Origin of the sequence: Kitasatospora sp. NPDC101801, from assembly GCF_044766665.1 — a bacterium.
Classification (GTDB): Bacteria; Actinomycetota; Actinomycetes; order Streptomycetales; family Streptomycetaceae; genus Kitasatospora.
Window position 1 is genome coordinate 36,057 of record NZ_JBIWML010000041.1, and the last position, 18,451, is coordinate 54,507.

Here is an 18,451-nt window from a genome sequence, read left to right on the forward strand (position 1 = left end):
GTACCAGCGATGTGGAAGATTCCGGGCTTGGCGGCGCGACCGCGCTTCACCAGCCGGGCCACCGTGCTGGTGCTCGTGCTCTGCTCGCTGGTGGCGATCCTCGCCTACCCGACCCGGCAGTACATCTCGCAGCGCTCGGAGATCTCCGCCCAGCGGGCGAAGGCCGAGCACGCCAGGCAGCAGGTCGAGCAGCTCCGCCGGGAGCGGGCCCGCTGGCAGGACCCGGAGTTCGTCAAGGCGCAGGGCCGGCAGCGACTGCACTACGCGATGCCCGGCGAGACCCCCTTCATCTCGGTGGACCCGAACCCGCCGAGCAGCAAGTCCTCCTCGGCCGACGCGGGGGCAGCCCCGCAGGCCAAGGCCGCCCAGCCCTGGTACGCCAGTGTCTGGGACTCGGTCGACCAGGCCGACTCCACCCCCGTACCCGCCAGAGGCAGCACATCCCCATGACTGAGAACCCGACCGTCCCGGACCAGGACGTCGCCGCGATCGCGGCCCAGCTCGGCCGCGTCCCGCGCGGCCTGCGCGGGGTGGCGCACCGCTGCCCGTGCGGCAACCCCGACGTGGTGGAGACCGCGCCCCGGCTGCCGGACGGCACGCCGTTCCCCACCCTCTACTACCTGACCTGCCCCAAGGCCGCCTCGCTGATCGGCACCCTGGAGGCGGACGGGGTGATGAAGGATCAGACCGCCCGGCTGGCCGAGGATCCCGAGCTGGCGGCGGCGTACCAGAAGGCGCACGAGGACTACATCGCGCGCCGGGACGCGATCGAGGTGCTGGAGGGCTTCCCGAGCGCCGGTGGCATGCCGGACCGGGTGAAGTGCCTGCACGTGCTGGTCGGCCACTCGCTGGCGGCGGGCCCCGGGGTCAACCCGCTCGGCGACGAGGCGATCGGGATGCTGGAGGAGTGGTGGGCCAAGGGCCCCTGCGTCTCGCCCGAGGAGGTCGAGGCGGCCGGTGGCCGGGTGGCCAGGAACCGGGCCAAGAACCAGGACCACGCGGCCGTGATCGCCGCCAAGGAGCAGCTGGCCGCGGAGCGCGCCGCGAAGAAGCGCGCCGAGGCGGAGCAGGACGCCGAGCAGACCGGGGAGTCCGCGTGAGCACCACCCGGGTCGGCGCGATCGACTGCGGCACCAACTCGATCCGGCTGCTGGTCGCCGACCTGGACCCGGAGACGGGGGAGATCACCGACCTGGACCGCCGGATGGTGATCAACCGCCTCGGCCAGGGCGTCGACCGGACCGGACGGCTGGCGCCGGAGGCACTGGAGCGCACCTTCGCGGCCTGCCGCGAGTACGCCGCCGTGCTGGCCGAGCACGGGGTCGGCCCGGACCGGCTGCGGTTCGTCGCCACCAGCGCCTCCCGGGACGCCGAGAACAGCGCCGAGTACGTCGCCGGGGTGCGGGAGATCCTCGGTGTCGAGCCGGCCGTGGTGAGCGGCGACGAGGAGGCCCGGCTGTCCTTCACCGGCGCCACCAAGGAGTTGACCGGCGGTCAGTTCCCCGGTCCGTACCTGGTGTTCGACCTGGGCGGCGGCTCGACCGAGTTCGTGCTCGGCGGTGAGCGGGTCGAGGCGGCCCGCTCGGTGGACATCGGCTGCGTCCGGCTGACCGAGCGGCACCTCGCCGGTACGGAGCTGCCGACGCCCGAGCAGCAGGACCGGGTCAGGGCCGACGTCCGGGCCGCGCTGGACGTGGCGGCCGAGGCCGTCCCGCTGACCACCGCGGCCACCCTGGTCGGCCTGGCGGGCACCGTCACCACGGTGGCGGGCATCGCGCTGGAGCTGCCCTCGTACGACTCCGAGGTCATCCACCACGCCCGGCTGACGGTGGACCAGGTCCGCGAGGTGTCCGGCCGGCTGCTGACCATGAGCCACGAGCAGCGGGCCGCGATCCCGGTGATGCACCCGGGCCGGGTGGACGTGATCGGGGCCGGTGCCCTTGTGCTGCTGGAGATCATGGAGCGGACCGGCGCCGCCGAGCTGGTGGTGAGCGAGCACGACATCCTCGACGGGATCGCCTGGAGCCTGGTCTCCTGACCCTCCGCCGACCCCCTCGCAGACCCCTGCCGGACCCCGTCCGGACGGCCCCGGGACGCCGCTGTGGCACCCGGGGCCGCGCGCTGCACGGCGTGCCGCGAGAAACTTCGTGAATTTCTTCACATGGCGATCCAGTCATTCGTCGCACTCCGACGCCCGCTCCGTCCGGAATGCGGGACCGAAGGTCGACTCCAGTGGGTGTCCATCGGATCGCAGGCAGGCTTCGGGGCCGGTAATGGAATCGAAACACCAGTGCGGGAACCCGCTCGTTCCGGGGATCGTTGCTGCTCAGGGCCGCCCGATCGGCGGGGTGCCCGGCGGGAGCCGGTCCGCCGGTGCGACCTGACACCCTGGCCGGGAAAGTGTGGCCGGGCAGTGTAGCAGGTGCTGTCCAGTGGCTTGTGACGGGCCTCACGAAGGTGCCCCCAACCGGGGGTGGATACTTTCGGATATGAGCACCACGGAGCGTCCTCGCATCCTGATCGTCGGCGGTGGTTACGTCGGCCTGTATGCCGCGATGCGCATCCTCAAGAAGATGCGCTACGGCGAAGCGACCGTCACGGTCGTCGACCCGCGGTCGTACATGACGTACCTGCCCTTCCTCCCCGAGGCGGCCGGCGGCAACGTCGCGCCTCGCAACCTCGTTGCCCCGCTGCGCAGCGCCCTCAAGAAGGCGGAGGTGCTCACCGGTCACGTGACCGGCGTGGACCACGCCCGCAAGGTCGCGACCATCCACCCCGCGGCCGGCGACGCCTACGAGCTGCCCTTCGACTACCTCGTCGTGGCCACCGGCTCGGTCTCCCGCACCTTCCCGATCCCCGGCCTGGCCGAGCACGGCATCGGCATGAAGACGGTCGAGGAGGCGATCAGCCTCCGCAACCACGTCATGGCGCAGCTGGACAAGGCCGAGTCCACCACGGACGAGGCGATCCGCCGCAAGGCCCTGACCTTCGTGGTGATCGGCGGCGGCTTCGCCGGCGTCGAGACCATCGCCGAGGTCGAGGACATGGCCCGGGACGCGGCGAAGATCTACAAGACCGTCAGCCGCGACGACATGCGCTTCATCCTGGTGGAGGCGGCCAACCGCATCCTCCCGGAGATGGGCCCGGACCTCGGTCTGTGGACCAAGGAGAAGCTCGAAGAGCGCAACATCGAGATCTACATCGAGACCTCGATGGACTCCTGCGTCGACCAGCACGTGGTGCTGAAGAACGGTGTCGAGGCGGACGCCTCCACCATCGTGTGGACGGCCGGCGTCAAGCCCAACCCGATCCTCAACCACTTCGGTCTGCCGCTCGGCCCGCGCGGTCACGTGGACACCGCCCCGACCCTCCAGGTCCAGGGCTTCGACTACGTCTGGGCGGCCGGCGACAACGCCCAGGTGCCCGACCTCGCCGTCGGCGAGGGCGCCTGGTGCCCGCCGAACGCGCAGCACGCGGTCCGTCAGGCGATCGTGCTCGCCGACAACGTGATCTCGGGCCTGCGGGGCTTCCCGCAGGCCCAGTACAAGCACAAGAACCTCGGTGCGGTGGCCGGTCTCGGCCTGCACAAGGGCGTGGCGATCCTCTTCGGCAAGTACAAGCTGAAGGGCCGTCCGGCCTGGTGGTTCCACCGCCTGTACCACGGCAGCCGGGTGCCGACCATGAACCGCAAGGTCCGGGTCTTCACCGACTGGACGCTGGCGATGTTCCTCAAGCGCGAGACCGTGGGTCTGGCCGAGATGGAGAAGCCGTTCGAGGCGTTCCAGGAGGCCGCGGCCCCCGCGCCGAAGCCGGTGGCGGTCGCCGCCCCCGCCGAGCCGGTGAAGGAGCTCGCGAGCAGCAAGTAGGACGACTGGCCCTGGGACGACCCGGGGTATGAGTCGGAGGCTCTCCGCCCGGCAGCGTCGCCGGACCACGACCTCCGTGGTGCTCAGCCGGCCGTGCGACCGGGCGGAGTACAGCAGTTCAGAGCGAAGCAGAGCGGGCCCCCACCGGAAACCCTCCCGGCGGGGGCCTGCTGCGTTGCCCGCACCGGCCCGTCGGGGCCGGGAGAGACGGCAGGCCCCCACCCGGGTCACGGGTGGGGGCCGGTGGCGTCCGACGGACCGTCAGTCGGTCTTGATGCTCTCCAGGATGTCCAGCTTGGACGCCCGGCGGGCGGGCCAGAGCGCGGCCACCAGGCCGACCAGGCCGGCCAGCAGCAGGAAGAGCAGCAGCTGACCGTACGGCAGCTCGGTGACCAGGCCGGGGATGCTGGAGCCCAGGGTGTCGTTCACCGCCCAGGCCAGGAAGACCCCGAGCAGCACGCCGATGGTCGCGCCGAACAGCGAGATCACCACCGACTCCAGCCGGACCATCCGCTTGATGCCGCTCCGGTCCAGACCGATCGCCCGCAGCATGCCGATCTCCCTCTTCCGCTCGAAGACCGACATGGCCAGGGTGTTGACCACGCCGAGCACCGCGACCAGGACGGACATCGCCAGCAGGCCGTACATCATGTTGAGCGCGAAGGAGATGATCTTGCTGAACTCCTCCTTCATGTCCTCCTGGCTCTTCACCTCGATCACCGGGTTCCGGCCGGTGGCGTCCTTGATGGACTGCTGGAGGGCGGCGGTGGCACCGTCGGTGCCGCGGACCAGGACGTCCCGGATGTCGGTGTCGCCCTTGGCGTGCTTGGTGATCTCCGCGTTGGACATCACCGTGCCGGAGAGCAGGTCGATCGGCTGGAAGACGCCGCCGACGGTGACCGTGCCGGTGCTGCCGTCGCCGTAGGCGATCTTCATCGTGCTGCCGACCGAGAGGTTGGAGCTCTTCGCCTGCTCGCTGCTGACCAGCACCTGACCCTGGCTCAGGGCGGCGGCCGAGCCGCTGTCCATGGTGAGGTCGAGCAGCTTGTCCAGGCTCTGGGCGTTGATGCCGCTGATCGCCCGGTTCCGGCCGTCCAGCTCCCAGTAGACGTTGGTCAGCGGGCTGGAGGCGGCCACCCCGGGAGCCTTGGCCACGTCGGCCGCCAGCTCGGGCGACATGCCCATCCGGTTGGCGGTGGTCACGTTGTAGTCCGCGACCATGCCCTTGGTGACGATCCGGTCCACCGCGCCGCCGACCGAGGCGCCGAGCACGGTCATCGCGGAGACCAGGGTCAGCCCGATGGTCAGCGCGGCGGCGGTGGTGGCCGTTCGGCGCGGGTTGCGGACCGCGTTGCGGCGGGCCAGCTTGCCGGGGGTGCCGAACAGCTTGGCCAGCAGCGGGCCGACCAGGGCGATCACCGGACGGGACAGCAGGGGCAGCAGGACGAAGATGCCGATCATGGCGAACGGTGCGCCGCCGCCGATCAGGTACCGGCCGTTCTCCCCGCCCGCGGACGCGCCGCCGAGGATCAGCGCGAAGCCGCCGGCCGCGATCACCGAACCGATGATGTTCCGGATCAGCAGGCTCTTGTGGGTGCTGGGCTGGTCACCGCTGCTCATCGCGGCCACCGGGGCGACCCGGGAGGCGCGGACCGCGGGCAGCACCGCGGACAGCACGGTCACCAGGACGCCGACCAGCAGGGCGACCGCGACGGTCACCGGGGCGACCACCAGCGACCCGGTGGGCATGCCGGTGTCCAGCGCGGTCATCAGCGTCTGCATCCCGGCGCCGATCCCGATACCGGCCAGCAGGCCGGCCACCGAGGCGGTCAGGCCGATCACCAGTGCCTCGATCAGCACCGACTTGGTGACCTGCCAGCGCCCGGCGCCGACCGCGCGGAGCAGCGCCAGCTCCTTGGTGCGCTGGGCGACCAGCATGGTGAAGGTGTTGGCGATGATGAAGATGCCGACGAACAGCGAGATCCCGGCGAAGGCGAGCAGCATGGTCTTCATGCCGGACATGCCGTCGGAGATCATCTTGGTCTCGTCGGCGGTCAACTGGTCACCGGTCTGGACGATGAACTGGGTGCCCTTCGGGAGCACCGTCTGCACCTGGTCGAGCAGCGCGCTCTGCGTCACCCCGGGCTTGGCCTGCACCGTGACGGTGCTGAACTGGCCGGGCGTCAGCAGGAACTGCTGGGCGCTGGCGGTGTCCATCAGGGTGAGGGTGCCGCCGGAGGTGACCTGCGGGTCGTCGGTGGTGAAGACGCCGGTCAGCTTCGCGTCCACCGCGGGGCCGTTGCCGGCGATCCGGACGTTGTCGCCGACCTTGTAGCCGCCGCTGCTCGCGGTCTCCTGGTCCAGCGCGATCTCGCCGGACTTCTGCGGGCCGCGGCCCTCGGCCATCGGGTAGCGGCTGTCCTTCCCGTCGGCGCCGGGGCTGAAGTTCGAGCCGCGGGCCTGGAAGGCCTGGCCGATCAGCACGCCCTTCCGGTCGGCCACGCCGGTGAAGCCGCCCACCACGCCCAGGGCCTTGGCGGTGCCCGGCAGGGCGGCGATCCGGTCCACCGTCGTCCTGGTCAGCTCGGCCTCGGTGGCGTCGCTCCGGTTCCGGGCCGAGGCGTCGGAGCCGGCGGCGTTGTCGGTGACCAGGACGGAGACGTCCGAGTAGCTCTTGGAGTAGCTGTTCTTCATGGCCTGGCCGAGCGTGTCGGAGAAGACCATGGTGCCGGCGACGAAGGCGGTGCCGAGCATGACGGCCAGTGCCGTCATGAGCAGTCGGCCCTTGTGGGCCAGCACATTGCGCAGTGCGGTGCGGAACATGGGGTGTCCTGGGGGGTGTTGGGTTCGGGCCGGTGGGTGGCGGAGCGTCAGCTCGTGCGGCCCTTGGCGTCGAAGCGGCGCATCCGGTCCAGGACGCTGTCGGCGGTGGGGTTGGCCAGCTCGTCGACGATGCGGCCGTCGGCGAGGAAGATCACGCGGTCCGCGTAGGAGGCGGCGACCGGGTCGTGGGTGACCATCACGACGGTCTGGCCGAGCTCGCGGACCGAGTTGCGGAGGAAGGAGAGGATCTCGGCGCCGGAGCGGGAGTCGAGGTTGCCGGTGGGCTCGTCGGCGAAGACGATGTCCGGCCGGGAGGCCAGGGCGCGGGCGCAGGCGACCCGCTGCTGCTGGCCGCCGGAGAGCTGCGAGGGGCGGTGCGAGAGCCGGCCGGAGAGGCCGACGGTCTCGACCACCTGGTCCAGCCAGGCCTGGTCGACCTTGCGGCCGGCGATGTCCATCGGCAGCGTGATGTTCTCCAGGGCGGTCAGGGTGGGCAGCAGGTTGAACGCCTGGAAGACGAAGCCGATGTGGTCGCGGCGGAGCTTGGTGAGCTGCTTGTCACGCAGGCCGACCAGTTCGGTGTCGCCGATCATCGAGGAGCCGGAGGAGACCGTGTCGAGGCCCGCCATGCAGTGCATGAGCGTCGACTTGCCCGAGCCGGACGGGCCCATGATCGCGGTGAACTGGCCCTGCGGGAACGCCACGCTGACGTTGTCCAGCGCGACCACCTTGGTCTCGCCCTCCCCGTAGACCTTGTTCAGGCCGGTGGCTCGGGCGGCCGCCTGGCCGGTCTTGACGGCGGATGCGGTCGTGGTGGTCACGGGGGACTCCTTGCGGACGGGACGTGCGGAAGTGGTGTGGACGGTCGGTGCACAGGGCGCCGACCGTGACTCCATCGTCCGCTGGACGATCATGGAATCCGTCGCCCCCGGGGACGGTTGGCAGCACCGCCGCTGGGCGTACGCGGGGTCCGGGCATCTCCTCCTGCGGTATGACACAACCCCTGAGACCGGTGCCGTGGCCGATTCCGGATCGGGGTTGGCCGAATCACCGACGATTCGTCAGATGGCAAGGAAACATGACAAATTAGCTGGCGGAGAGTGTGCGAAAGGGCGCACCGGGCGACTAGTCTCGGGGGGTAGCCCGACAGGGGCGGATGGGGTTCCCGCCCGGGTGGTGGAACGCAGACACGGGCAGCTTAAAACTGCTTGGCCGCGAGGCCGTGCCGGTTCGAGTCCGGCCCCGGGCACCACTCCGCGTACGTCGGTCGGCCGCGTGATCCACGCCGCGGCGACCGGAGAGATCATCCTCGCGGCGTAGGCCGTTCCCTTTGCCAAGGCATTACCCTGGAGTGGTGCGGGCGGCACCATGCCGCCCCGGAGGGAATGACATGAGAAGCAGTAACCCGGTCTTCTCGCGGGAGGGGTCCTTCACCCGCGACAACGGCACCGGCTACGCGGGGTTCAACACGGGCCAGCCGCAGGCCGGGGCGCCGAACGCGGGCAACCCGTACGGCAACAACCCTTACGGCAACAACCCCTACGCCCAGCCGCAGGCCGGTCCGGTGACGGACGAGCAGCTGGTCGAGATGTACCAGGCGCCGTCCGCCGGCCCGCTGCAGACCGGCCGGATGACCATGGACGACGTGGTCGCCCGGACCGCGCTCACCCTGCTCACCCTGGTCGCGGCCGGTGCGGTCGCCTGGTTCCTGCTGCCCGCGGCCAACTTCGGCCCGGCCATGGTCGCCGCCTTCGCCGCCTTCGCGGTCGGCATGGTGATCAGCTTCAAGCGCAGCGTCAGCGCCCCGCTGATCATCACCTACGCGGCGCTGGAGGGCTTCTTCCTCGGCGCCATCAGCCACGCCTTCAACGAGATGTGGCCGGGCATCGCGATCCAGGCGGTGCTGGGCACGGCGGCGGTCTTCGCGGCGATGCTGATCGCCTACAAGTCCGGCCGGATCCGGGTCACCCCGCGCTACACCAGGATCGGCATCGCGATCGCGATGGGCTTCGTGCTGCTGATGGTGATCAACCTGGTGGCCTCGCTGTTCGGCGCCGACATGGGGCTGCGCTCGGGCCCGCTCGGCATCCTGGTCGGCATCGTCGGCATCGCGCTCGGCGCCTTCTTCCTCTCGCTGGACTTCGCCGAGATCGAGGCGGGCATCCAGGGCGGCGCCCCGCAGCAGGAGTCCTGGCGGGCGGCCTTCGGGCTGACCCTCTCGCTGGTCTGGATCTACCTGGAGATGCTCCGGTTGATCGCGATCCTGCGCGGCGACGACTAGTCCCGGACGGCACTGCCGGACACCCACCTCCGGAGGCGCGGCGGACCACCAGGTCCGACCGCGCCTCCGGCGTTTCCGGGGGGTCGGCAGCAGGGCCTAGGCTCGCGGCATGGCAGATGCGCAGACCTTGCTGGCCGCCGTGGACCGGCTGGCCGACCGCTTCCGTTCGATGCCGCAGAGCCGGCTGCTCGGGCCGGTGCCCGGGCACCCGACCCGGGCCGCCGCCGTGCACGCGCTGGCCGCCCGGCTGGCCGGGCGGGCGCTGGCGGCGGCGGGGGAGCAGGACCGGGTGTTCCCGGACGCGGGGGCGTTCGCGGTCGGGGACCAACTGGCGGTGGCCGGGCGCGAGCTGGCGGCGGTGGCGGACGCCCCGGCCCTGGCCGAGGCGGTGGCCGAGGTCCGTGGCGTCGACGAACTGACCGGCTGAGACCGGAAGGTCGCCGAGGGCGACGATCCGGGGCACGCGAAAGGCCGGTCGAGTCGGCAACCCCGGGGACTCGACCGGCCTTCGGCGTCGGATCAGATGCTGGCGACCACCCGGTCGGCCAGCACGTAGACGGTCTCCTCGTCGGTGGAGAAGGTCAGCGAGTACGAACCGGAGAACCGCGAGCCGCCGAGCAGCCGGACGTCCTCACCGGCCCGGACGGCGTCGATCAGGCGGTAGGCCGCCTCCCGGTCGCCGGGGGCGACGCAGAGCGTGGTGCCGTCGGCGAAGGCGTACACGTCCAGGGTGCCGAGCGGGCCGGGCCGGACGTCGGTGAGCGCGACGGCCTCCTCGGCCAGCGAGGCCAGTCGGGTGTCGGTCCACTCACGGGACGGGGCCTGGCTCGGCACGAAGTCGGGGTGCGAGGGGTGGCGGCGCGGGTCGGGGGCGGCGACCGGCTCGGCGTCCCGGGCGGGCTCGGTGTCGAGCAGTCCGGCCTCCAGGCCGGTGGCCAGCAGGTCGGCCTCGCGGCGGGCCCGGGCCTCGCCGGCCGTCTCGCCGCCGAGGGCGGCACCGGCACCGGACGGGTGGCCGTCGGCGGGGTGGCCGCCGCCGAGGGGACGGGCCGGGGTGCCACCGTCCTCGTTGATCAGGTCCTCCAGCGCGGAGCGCAGTGCCTCGCCGAACCCCGGGTCCATCGTGCCGGAGTGGTCGGCCGCGTCCTGCGGGCCGGTCGGCCGCGGGAAGAACAGCGGCCACTCCTCGCCGGGGTCGACCCCGGCGCTGGTGAAGGGGGAGTCGAAGAGCGGGGCGTCCTCGGCCGCCCTGGCCTCCTGCTCGGCCCAGAACGCCCGGGCCTCGGCTATCTCCCGCTCACGGTCGGCGGCCAGCGCCTCGTTGACCGCGCGGCGGATCACGGCTTCGTCAACCGGCGCCGGGGCGGCAGCAGTTGAAGGTTCGGACGGGACGGCGAGCCGACGGGCCAGCCCGCGCAGCTGCAGCAACACAGCGGTGCAGAGGGCGATCAGGACCAGCAGCAGGGAGATGTACACGGCGCTCACGGAACGTACTCCTAGCGAGGAGTGGAACGGGGTTACCTCTCCACACTGCCGCATGGTGGGGAGTTGCTGCAGTGGCAGATGTCCGATTTGTCCGTGACTTTCGTCCTTGTCCTCAAATTGTTAGGTAGTACCGTTCTACGCTGCGGAGTTGACCGACTTCGGGGCGTCGACAAAACGGCCTCCGGAGGGCATCCGAAGGGCCGGATCACGATCGCGATGTGATCCGGCCCTCAGTCACACAGGGTCACTCCGAACGGGTGGTGCGGACCGCCGCCGTCACTCAGCTGAGTCGCTCGATCACCATCGCCATGCCCTGGCCGCCGCCGACGCACATGGTCTCCAGGCCGAACTGCTTGTCGTGCCACTGCAGCGAGTTGATCAGGGTGGTGGTGAGCCGTGCACCGGTCATGCCGAAGGGGTGGCCGACCGCGATCGCGCCGCCGTTCACGTTCAGCTTCTCCAGCGGGATGCCCAAGTCCCGGTAGGACGGGATGACCTGGGCCGCGAAGGCCTCGTTGATCTCCACCAGGTCGATGTCGTCGATGGTCAGCCCGGCCCGCTTGAGGGCCTGCCGGCTGGCCTCGACCGGGCCGTAGCCCATGATCTCGGGGGAGAGGCCGCTGACCCCGGTGGAGACCACCCGGGCGAGCGGGGTCAGGCCGAGCTCGCGGGCCTTGGTGTCGGACATGATCACCAGGGCGGCGGCGCCGTCGTTCAGCGGGCAGCAGTTACCGGCGGTAACCGTGCCGTCCGGGCGGAACACCGGCTTCAGGCCGGAGACCGCGTCGAGGGTGACGCCCGCCCGCGGGCCGTCGTCGGTGCTCACCACGGTGCCGTCGGGCAGCGTGACGGGGGTGATCTCGCGGGCCCAGAAGCCCGACTTGATGGCCGCCTCGGCCAGGTTCTGCGAGCGGACCCCGAATTCGTCCTGCTCGGCCCGGGTGACGCCCTTGAGCGCGGCCAGGTTCTCGGCGGTCTGGCCCATCGCGATGTAGGCGTCCGGCAGCAGGCCGTCCGCACGCGGGTCGTGCCACTCGCCGCCGCCCTTGGCGGCCCGGTCGGCGGTGCGCGCCACGGCGTCCGCGAACAGCGGGTTCTGGGTGCCCGGCATGCCGTCCGAGGTGCCGTTGACGCTGCGCGAGACGGTCTCCACCCCGGCCGAGATGAAGATGTCGCCCTCGCCCGCCTTGATCGCGTGCAGTGCCATCCGGGTGGTCTGCAGCGAGGAGGAGCAGTACCGGGTGACGGTGGCGCCGGGCAGGTAGTCCATGCCCATCTGGACCGCGATGATCCGGGCCAGGTTGTGGCCCTGCTCGCCGCCGGGCAGGCCGCAGCCGAGCATCAGGTCCTCTATGTCGCGCGGGTCCAGCTCGGGGAGCCTGGCCAGTGCGGCGCCGATGATCTGGGCGGTCAGGTCGTCCGGCCGGATGTCCTTGAGGGAGCCCTTGAAGGCCCGGCCGATCGGCGAACGGGCGGCGCTGACGATGACGGCTTCGGGCATGACGGGCTCCTCGCTGAGTGTCTCCGGGCTGCTGGGCCTGCACATCCGACCGTACTCCGGCCCAAGCGGTCGGCCCGGGAGGAAAGTTACCGCTTGGTAGCTCTGGCGTCACCCGTCTCCGGGTGTGAGTTGGCCGACGCCGACCCCGGTTCGGGGACGCGCGCGGAGCTCTCCGGCAGGCCCAGCCGCAGCCGCAGCTTGACCTGCGCCCAGCGCCGGCCGAGGTCGCCGAGCCGCTCGGCGGCGGCCACCTCGGTGCCGGAGCGCCCGGCGGCGGCCGCCGCGGCCACCGCCATCGGCAGCACCTGCTCGGCCTCGATCCGCGGGCCGGACTCCTCCGGCCAGAGGTCCAGCGCGGCGCAGAGCGAGGGCAGCAGGGCCATCGCGGCGGTCGCGTAGCCCTGCGCGGACGGGTGGTAGCGGTCGGCCGCGAACATCTCCGGGCGGGCCGCGAACTCCGGGCCGAGCAGTGAGCCGAGCGAGACCGTCCGGCCGCCCTGCTCCACCACCGCGATGGTCTGGGCGGCCGCCAGCTGCCGGCTGAGCCGACGGGCCACCCAGCGCAGCGGTGGCCGGACCGGCTTGATGGTGCCCAGGTCCGGGCAGGTGCCGACCACCACCTGGCAGCCGGCCGCGCGCAGCGCCCGTACCGTCTCGCCGAGTTGACGGACGGCCAGCGGGGCCGGGGTGTGCTTGGTCACGTCGTTGGCGCCGACGATGATCACGGCCAGCTCCGGCCGGTGCGGCAGGGCCAGCTCCACCTGCCCGGCCAGCTCCACCGACTGGGCGCCGGACCTGGCCACGTTCACCAGCCGGACCCGGCGCTCGGCCACCGAGGCGAGCCCGGTCGCGAGCAGTGCGCCGGGGGTCTCCTCGCCCCGGATCACGCCGAGCCCGGCGGCCGTCGAGTCACCCAGAAAGGCGAGCACCAGCGGCGGCTGGTCACTCGTGGGGTCGGCGAAGGCCGCCCCGTACACGCCGTCGGCCGGCGGTGGGTCGCCCTCCAGCAGCCCGACCGCGCGGACCGCCAGCCTGCTCTCGGTCACCAGCAGCCCGATCAGTCCGACCCCGAGCAGCCCGATTCCGCCGCCCCCGTACGCGGCCGCCGTGGCGATCTTGCGGGCCACCCGGGCCCGCGACACCTGTGACGCTGTCATCCCGGCCCCCCTTCACCCGGCCCCTGCCGGGGCACCAGCTGTGCTCTGTCCCTGTTAGGTACCCACCGCGCCGGGGGCCTATCGGGGCGGATCGTCCATCCGGTGGGTGAACGGCCGGGATCGAACCCGCCGGATCGGAGGCCCGGCGCGGGTGCGTCCATTCCTTGAGACGCCCTAGGCTTTGAAGTACTCATGACTGTCGTAGCGTCCCAGACCGGGAGGACCCCCGTGCGGTACCACAATTCGATCATCGACCTGGTCGGCAACACGCCGTTGGTGAAGCTCAACAAGGTCACCGAGGGCATCAGTGCCACCGTGCTGGCGAAGGTCGAGTACTTCAACCCCGGGGGGTCGATCAAGGACCGCATCGCGATGCGCATGATCGAGGCCGCCGAGGCGTCCGGCGCCCTGAAGCCGGGCGGCACCATCGTCGAGCCCACCTCGGGCAACACCGGTGTCGGCCTGGCGATCGTGGCCCAGCAGAAGGGCTACCACTGCATCTTCGTCTGTCCGGACAAGGTCTCCACCGACAAGATCAACACGCTCCGGGCCTACGGCGCCGAGGTGGTGGTCTGTCCGACCGCGGTCGCCCCCGAGCACCCGGACTCCTACTACAACGTCTCCGACCGGCTGGTCCGGGAGACCCCGAACGCCTGGAAGCCGGACCAGTACTCCAACCCGGACAACCCGGCCTCGCACTACCACTCGACCGGCCCCGAGCTCTGGGAGCAGACCGCGGGGAAGATCACCCATCTGGTCGCCGGCGTCGGCACCGGCGGCACCATCTCCGGCACCGGCGGCTACCTCAAGGAGGCCTCCGGCGGCGCGGTCAAGGTGATCGGCGCGGATCCCGAGGGCTCGGTCTACTCCGGTGGCACCGGCCGGCCGTACCTGGTCGAGGGCGTCGGCGAGGACTTCTGGCCGACCGCCTACGACCGGAACGTGGCGGACCAGATCGTCGCGGTCTCCGACAAGGACTCGTTCCAGATGACCCGCCGCCTCGCCAAGGAGGAGGGCCTGCTGGTCGGCGGCTCCTGCGGGATGGCCGTGGTGGCCGCGCTCGAGGTGGCCAAGGGCCTCGGCCCGGACGACGTGGTCGTGGTGATCCTGCCCGACGGCGGCCGCGGCTACCTGTCGAAGATCTTCAACGACGACTGGATGGCCGACTACGGCTTCCTGCCCTCGGGCACCGACGAGGCGCACATCGGCGAGGTGCTGGCCCGCAAGGACGCGATCGAGCACGAGGGCATCCCGCAGTTCGTCCACATGCACCCGAGCGAGACGGTCGCCGAGGCGGTCCGGGTGCTGCGGGACTTCGGCGTCTCCCAGATGCCGGTGGTCTCCGCAGGGGCCGCGCACCCCGACGTGATGGCGGGCGAGGTGATCGGCTCGGTGGTCGAGCGGGAGCTGCTGGAGGGCCTGTTCGCCCAGCGGATCGCGCTCACCGACACGCTGGAGAGCGTGATGTCCAAGCCGCTGCCGGTGGTCGGCTCCGGTGAGACGGTGACCAGCCTGATGACCGTCCTGGAGAAGGCCGACGCCGCGGTGGTGCTGGTCGAGGGCAAGCCGCAGGGCATCGTGACCAGTCAGGACCTGCTGGCCTTCCTGGCCAACCGGGCCGGTCACTGACCTGTCGTCAGCCGGAGGGTGGCGCCGGACGGGTGAGGATTCGTCTCCTCACGAAGTGGTACACCGGCGTCACCTCCGCGCATCACGCGCTTAACACGGCTCGGGCAATGTATGAGTCACGGCAAGACGCCGAGCATGGTGACAGCAACAGTCGGGAGCGGCTCCCCGGCACCGCCGTCACCACGGACACGTCGGTCGGCCCTGACCCGGCCCACCGTGTCCGCCCGTAGGGGTTGCCGTCGTCCCGCCCCTGGCACCGGTCTCGGCCGAGGTCAGGGTGCGGCGGCTCCTGCGGCACCTACCGCGCCGCGAGGCGCGTCTCCGTGACTCCCGGGTGGGGGAGTCTGACGGAGAACGGCAGGGCCGGTCCCCGGTTTCCGGGGGCCGGCCCTCCCTGTTTCCCGGGAGGGCCGCGACTCGCCTACGCTCGCACACATGACCAGCACTGACCTGCCCGAGCAGGACGCCCCGCGTTACGTACGCCTCAGCATCGAGATCATCGCCGAGATCACCGACGAGCAGGCCCTGAAGGCCGCCGCCCTCGCCCAGGTCGAGAGCGACGAGTACCTGGACGACGAGGAGCGCACCCAGTCGGTGGAGGCGATCGAGGTGGACCCGTCCGGTTCGCTCGCGCACTTCATCGACCCGGTGGCGCTGCTCGGCGAGGTGCCCGGCATCGAGCTGACCTCGGCCACCTGGGAGTCCGCCCAGACCGAGTTCGACCCGACCGACGAGAACTGGGACGAGTACGCCGTCGAGGCGGCCGAGTAGTCCCCTGCGCACCACCGATCGCCCGTCCGGCTCCCCGGGCGGGCGATTCGTCCGTTATGGCGGCATCTTCAGTAGTCTCATACGATCTCAACCGTTTGGTGACGGAACCGGTTCGTCCTGGATTGCGTTGTTTGTATCCGTAACGCCCGCAGGTGAAGAGCAGGGAGACCCACCGTGACGTCAGCCGATGAGCAGCGCCCCACCCCCGGCGGCAGCTGGACCCGACGCGGCGTGCTGGGCGGCCTGCTGGGCGCCCCGGTGCTGCTGCTGGCGGCCTGCAGCGGCGACTCCGACAAGGGCGGTGGCGGCGGCGCCAGTGGCAGCACCGGGGCCGGCGGCAGCGCCTCGCCGAAGACCTCGGTCGCCAGGATCACGGTGACCCCGGCCGACGGTGTGACGGACGCCTCCTTCACCGAGCCGGTGAAGGTCGCCGTGGCCGACGGCAGGCTCGGCTCGGTCAAGCTCACCGGCGAGGACGGCAAGGAGATACCGGGGCAGCTCGCCGCCGACGGCGCGAGCTGGGTCTCCACCGGGCCGCTGACCAGCGGCACCCAGTACACCGTGGCGGCCGTCGCGACGGACGCGGCCAAGCTGGAGGCGGACGCCAACACCAAGTTCGGCACCGCCTCGCCGGCCAACACCTTCATCGGCTACTTCACCCCCGAGAACGGCGCGACCGTCGGGGTCGGGATGCCGGTCTCGATCAACTTCAACAAGCCGGTCACCAACCGGAAGGCCGTCCAGCAGGCGATCACGGTGACCGCGCAGCCCGGCGTCGAGATCGTCGGCCACTGGTTCTCCAGCACCAGGCTGGACTTCCGGCCGCAGCAGTACTGGGCGAAGGGCACCCGGGTCACCCTGCAGCTCCGGCTGAAGGACGTGGAGGGCGCCAAGGGGGTCTACGGCACCCAGTCCAAGGACGTGAGCTTCACCGTCGGCCGCAGCCAGACCAGCGTCGCCGACCTCGCCGCGGACACCCTCACGGTCACCACCGACGGTCAGGTCACCGCGACCTACCCGATCATCGGCGGCGCTCCCGAGCACCGGACCTGGGCCGGCAAGCTGGTCATCTCCGAGCAGTACCAGCAGACCAAGATGGACTCCGCCACGGTCGGCCTGGGCGACGAGTACAACATCCCGGACGTGCCGCACGCGCAGCGGCTGACCACCTCGGGCACCTTCATCCACGGCAACTACTGGTCGCCCGCCTCGCAGTTCGGCAAGGCGAACACCAGCCACGGCTGCATCGCGCTCAGGGATGCCAAGGGTGCTTCGGACCCGAACACCAACGGGGCCAAGTTCTATGCGAGTTCGATGGTGGGCGACGTGGTCGAGGTGATCAACTCCGGCGACCGGACGGTCGATCCGTCGAACGGCCTGAGCGGCTGGAACATGGACTGGGCCAGCTGGCAGGCGGGCAGCGCGGTCTGACCCCCCACAGTCGGACTGTCGTAAGAACCGGATAAGTTATGGGGCACGTCCCGATTCCGCCACGAGCGGCGAAATCGGGGTGCCCCGGCGGGTGAAAGCTGCTTGTCTGGGGGCGTATCCAGCAGCTGTCAAACCTTGCGGCCCGGTTGCACACACCACCTGGGCGCAGCCTCACGGGGGAGAAGTTCCATCAACACCACCATGCGCCGCGCGGCCCGGGGGGCCCTCGCCGCGACCGCCTGCACCGTCGTCCTCGCCACCGGCCTCGCGGCCTGTGGCACCGTCAAGCAGCTGACCGCCGCCGAGAAGGTCTCCGACGCGTTCGGCAAGATCACCGACGGCAAGACCCTCAAGGCCGAGCTCTCCTTCGGGGCGACCGCCGACGAGATCATCGCGTTCGACAAGCTCGCCAGCGCCAAGGGTGACAACCTCGACCGCAAGACCGCCGAGCTGATGGCCGAGCTGAAGATCTCGGTCGCGGTCAGCGCGGACAAGCCGCTGAAGGACCTCGACTCCTTCAAGAACGCGCAGTCCGGCGCCGACCCGCTCAACTCGCTCGGCCAGGACCCGGGCTTCGACGTCGCGTACGCGCTGGCCGGCAAGAGCGGCAAGAGCTACGCCGAGCTGCGCTGGGTCGACGGCAACTTCTACCTCAAGGCCGACGTGGACGGCGTCGCCCAGCTGGCCGGCGAGGACGCCGGTGAGCTCAAGGACGCCGCCTCGGCCTTCCCGAAGGTGATCCAGGACGCCGTCGCCGGCAAGTGGGTCGAGGTCGAGGGCAAGGCCCTCAAGGACCTCGCCGAGCAGGCGACCAAGGCGGCCGGCAGCAAGGCCGGCGGCGCCTCGGCCGCTCCGTCGGTCGACCCCAAGGTCGCCTCCGGCCTGGTCAACACCGTCAAGGACGTCCTCTCCCGCAACGTCACCTTCGAGGACAAGGGCAAGCAGGACGGCGCCGAGCACATCTACGTCTCCGCCCCCGCCAAGGCCCTCGCCGACGACCTGCTGAAGAGCGTCAAGCCGGTGCTCAAGGACATCCCGGGCATGGAGAAGCTGCCCGGCAGCGCCCCGACCGACATCCCGGACAAGAAGGTCGGCCTGGACGTCTTCATCAAGGACGGCTCGGTCTCCGCGATCTCCCTCGACCTGGCCCAGCTCGACTCCAAGCTGCCGGCCGACGCGCACCTGCCGGTCAAGGTGACCTTCAGCAAGGACGCGGCCGAGGCCCCGAAGGCGCCGGACGGTGCCACCAAGTTCGCGATGGCCGACTTCGAGCAGATCGTCACCTCGATGATGGGCAGCAAGGCCGGCGGCAAGATCGGTGGCGGCAGCACCGCGGCCGCGCTGACCGACGCCCAGCTCAAGGAGCTGACGGCCAAGGGCATCCCGGAGGCGCAGATCAAGCTGCTGAACCAGAGCGGCATGACCTACGAGCAGATCAAGCAGCTGCTCGGCGCCACCAGCTGACACCCCGTACGTGACGAAGGCCCCGCCGGAACCGGCGGGGCCT

The 18,451-nt window shown here is 71.1% G+C and carries 15 protein-coding genes and 1 tRNA gene; 11 read left to right on the forward strand and 5 right to left on the reverse strand.

Going from position 1 to position 18,451, the window contains the following annotated elements:
* Positions 1–9: 9 nt before the first annotated feature.
* The 4 genes from ACIRPK_RS30905 to ACIRPK_RS30920 all read left to right on the forward strand — a co-directional run bounded on the left by ACIRPK_RS30905 (position 10) and on the right by ACIRPK_RS30920 (position 3,866).
* A complete protein-coding gene (locus ACIRPK_RS30905; protein WP_403044551.1) occupies positions 10–450 on the forward strand; it encodes a septum formation initiator family protein in 441 nt (146 codons plus the stop codon).
* On the forward strand, positions 447–1,100 hold the full coding sequence (locus ACIRPK_RS30910) for a DUF501 domain-containing protein (protein ID WP_403044554.1): 654 nt from the start codon (positions 447–449) through the stop codon (positions 1,098–1,100). Before ACIRPK_RS30905 ends, ACIRPK_RS30910 begins: the two co-directional genes overlap by 4 nt.
* Positions 1,097–2,038 carry an exopolyphosphatase gene (locus ACIRPK_RS30915; protein WP_403044556.1) on the forward strand — a complete coding sequence of 314 codons (942 nt, stop codon included), beginning with the start codon at positions 1,097–1,099 and terminating at the stop codon, positions 2,036–2,038. Before ACIRPK_RS30910 ends, ACIRPK_RS30915 begins: the two co-directional genes overlap by 4 nt.
* A gap of 451 nt (positions 2,039–2,489) precedes the next feature.
* A complete protein-coding gene (locus tag ACIRPK_RS30920) occupies positions 2,490–3,866 on the forward strand; it encodes an NAD(P)/FAD-dependent oxidoreductase (RefSeq protein ID WP_403044558.1) in 1,377 nt (458 codons plus the stop codon).
* Between the two features lie 261 nt (positions 3,867–4,127).
* Here ACIRPK_RS30920 and ACIRPK_RS30925 read toward each other — a convergent pair whose 3' ends face one another.
* Positions 4,128–6,689 carry an ABC transporter permease gene (locus ACIRPK_RS30925; RefSeq protein ID WP_403044561.1) on the reverse strand — a complete coding sequence of 854 codons (2,562 nt, stop codon included), beginning with the start codon at positions 6,687–6,689 and terminating at the stop codon, positions 4,128–4,130.
* 47 nt (positions 6,690–6,736) lie between these two features.
* Complete coding sequence (locus tag ACIRPK_RS30930) at positions 6,737–7,510, reverse strand: ABC transporter ATP-binding protein (RefSeq protein WP_403044564.1); 774 nt, start codon at positions 7,508–7,510, stop codon at positions 6,737–6,739.
* A gap of 346 nt (positions 7,511–7,856) precedes the next feature.
* Here ACIRPK_RS30930 and ACIRPK_RS30935 point away from each other — a divergent pair.
* The 3 genes from ACIRPK_RS30935 to ACIRPK_RS30945 all read left to right on the forward strand — a co-directional run bounded on the left by ACIRPK_RS30935 (position 7,857) and on the right by ACIRPK_RS30945 (position 9,397).
* A tRNA-Leu gene (locus ACIRPK_RS30935) sits at positions 7,857–7,941 on the forward strand.
* Between the two features lie 138 nt (positions 7,942–8,079).
* Entirely contained in the window at positions 8,080–8,970 is an 891-nt protein-coding gene (locus ACIRPK_RS30940; RefSeq protein WP_403044567.1) for a Bax inhibitor-1/YccA family protein, read from the forward strand.
* Between the two features lie 109 nt (positions 8,971–9,079).
* Positions 9,080–9,397, forward strand: a complete 318-nt coding sequence (locus tag ACIRPK_RS30945) for a hypothetical protein (RefSeq protein WP_403044570.1) — start codon at positions 9,080–9,082, stop codon at positions 9,395–9,397.
* A 92-nt stretch (positions 9,398–9,489) separates the two neighbouring features.
* Here the strand turns inward: ACIRPK_RS30945 and ACIRPK_RS30950 are convergent, their stop codons facing one another.
* The 3 genes from ACIRPK_RS30950 to ACIRPK_RS30960 form a co-directional block, all read right to left on the reverse strand.
* The gene (locus ACIRPK_RS30950) at positions 9,490–10,455 is read right to left on the reverse strand and encodes a hypothetical protein (protein ID WP_403044573.1); all 966 of its coding nucleotides are present in this window, start codon (positions 10,453–10,455) and stop codon (positions 9,490–9,492) included.
* A gap of 280 nt (positions 10,456–10,735) precedes the next feature.
* Entirely contained in the window at positions 10,736–11,956 is a 1,221-nt protein-coding gene (locus tag ACIRPK_RS30955) for an acetyl-CoA C-acetyltransferase (RefSeq protein WP_403044576.1), read from the reverse strand.
* Between the two features lie 86 nt (positions 11,957–12,042).
* Entirely contained in the window at positions 12,043–13,113 is a 1,071-nt protein-coding gene (locus ACIRPK_RS30960) for an SGNH/GDSL hydrolase family protein (protein WP_403044578.1), read from the reverse strand.
* Positions 13,114–13,305: 192 nt separating this feature from the next.
* Here ACIRPK_RS30960 and ACIRPK_RS30965 point away from each other — a divergent pair, with 192 nt between their 5' ends.
* From ACIRPK_RS30965 to ACIRPK_RS30980, 4 genes are all read left to right on the forward strand, one after another.
* Positions 13,306–14,742, forward strand: coding sequence for a cystathionine beta-synthase (locus ACIRPK_RS30965; protein ID WP_403044581.1), 1,437 nt, complete (start codon positions 13,306–13,308; stop codon positions 14,740–14,742).
* Positions 14,743–15,177: 435 nt separating this feature from the next.
* Positions 15,178–15,513: a hypothetical protein gene (locus ACIRPK_RS30970; protein ID WP_403044583.1), complete on the forward strand. Its 336-nt coding sequence runs from the start codon at positions 15,178–15,180 to the stop codon at positions 15,511–15,513.
* Positions 15,514–15,687: 174 nt separating this feature from the next.
* Positions 15,688–16,944 carry an Ig-like domain-containing protein gene (locus ACIRPK_RS30975; protein WP_403044586.1) on the forward strand — a complete coding sequence of 419 codons (1,257 nt, stop codon included), beginning with the start codon at positions 15,688–15,690 and terminating at the stop codon, positions 16,942–16,944.
* Positions 16,945–17,145: 201 nt separating this feature from the next.
* Positions 17,146–18,408, forward strand: a complete 1,263-nt coding sequence (locus ACIRPK_RS30980; RefSeq protein WP_403044588.1) for a hypothetical protein — start codon at positions 17,146–17,148, stop codon at positions 18,406–18,408.
* Positions 18,409–18,451: the final 43 nt, after the last annotated feature.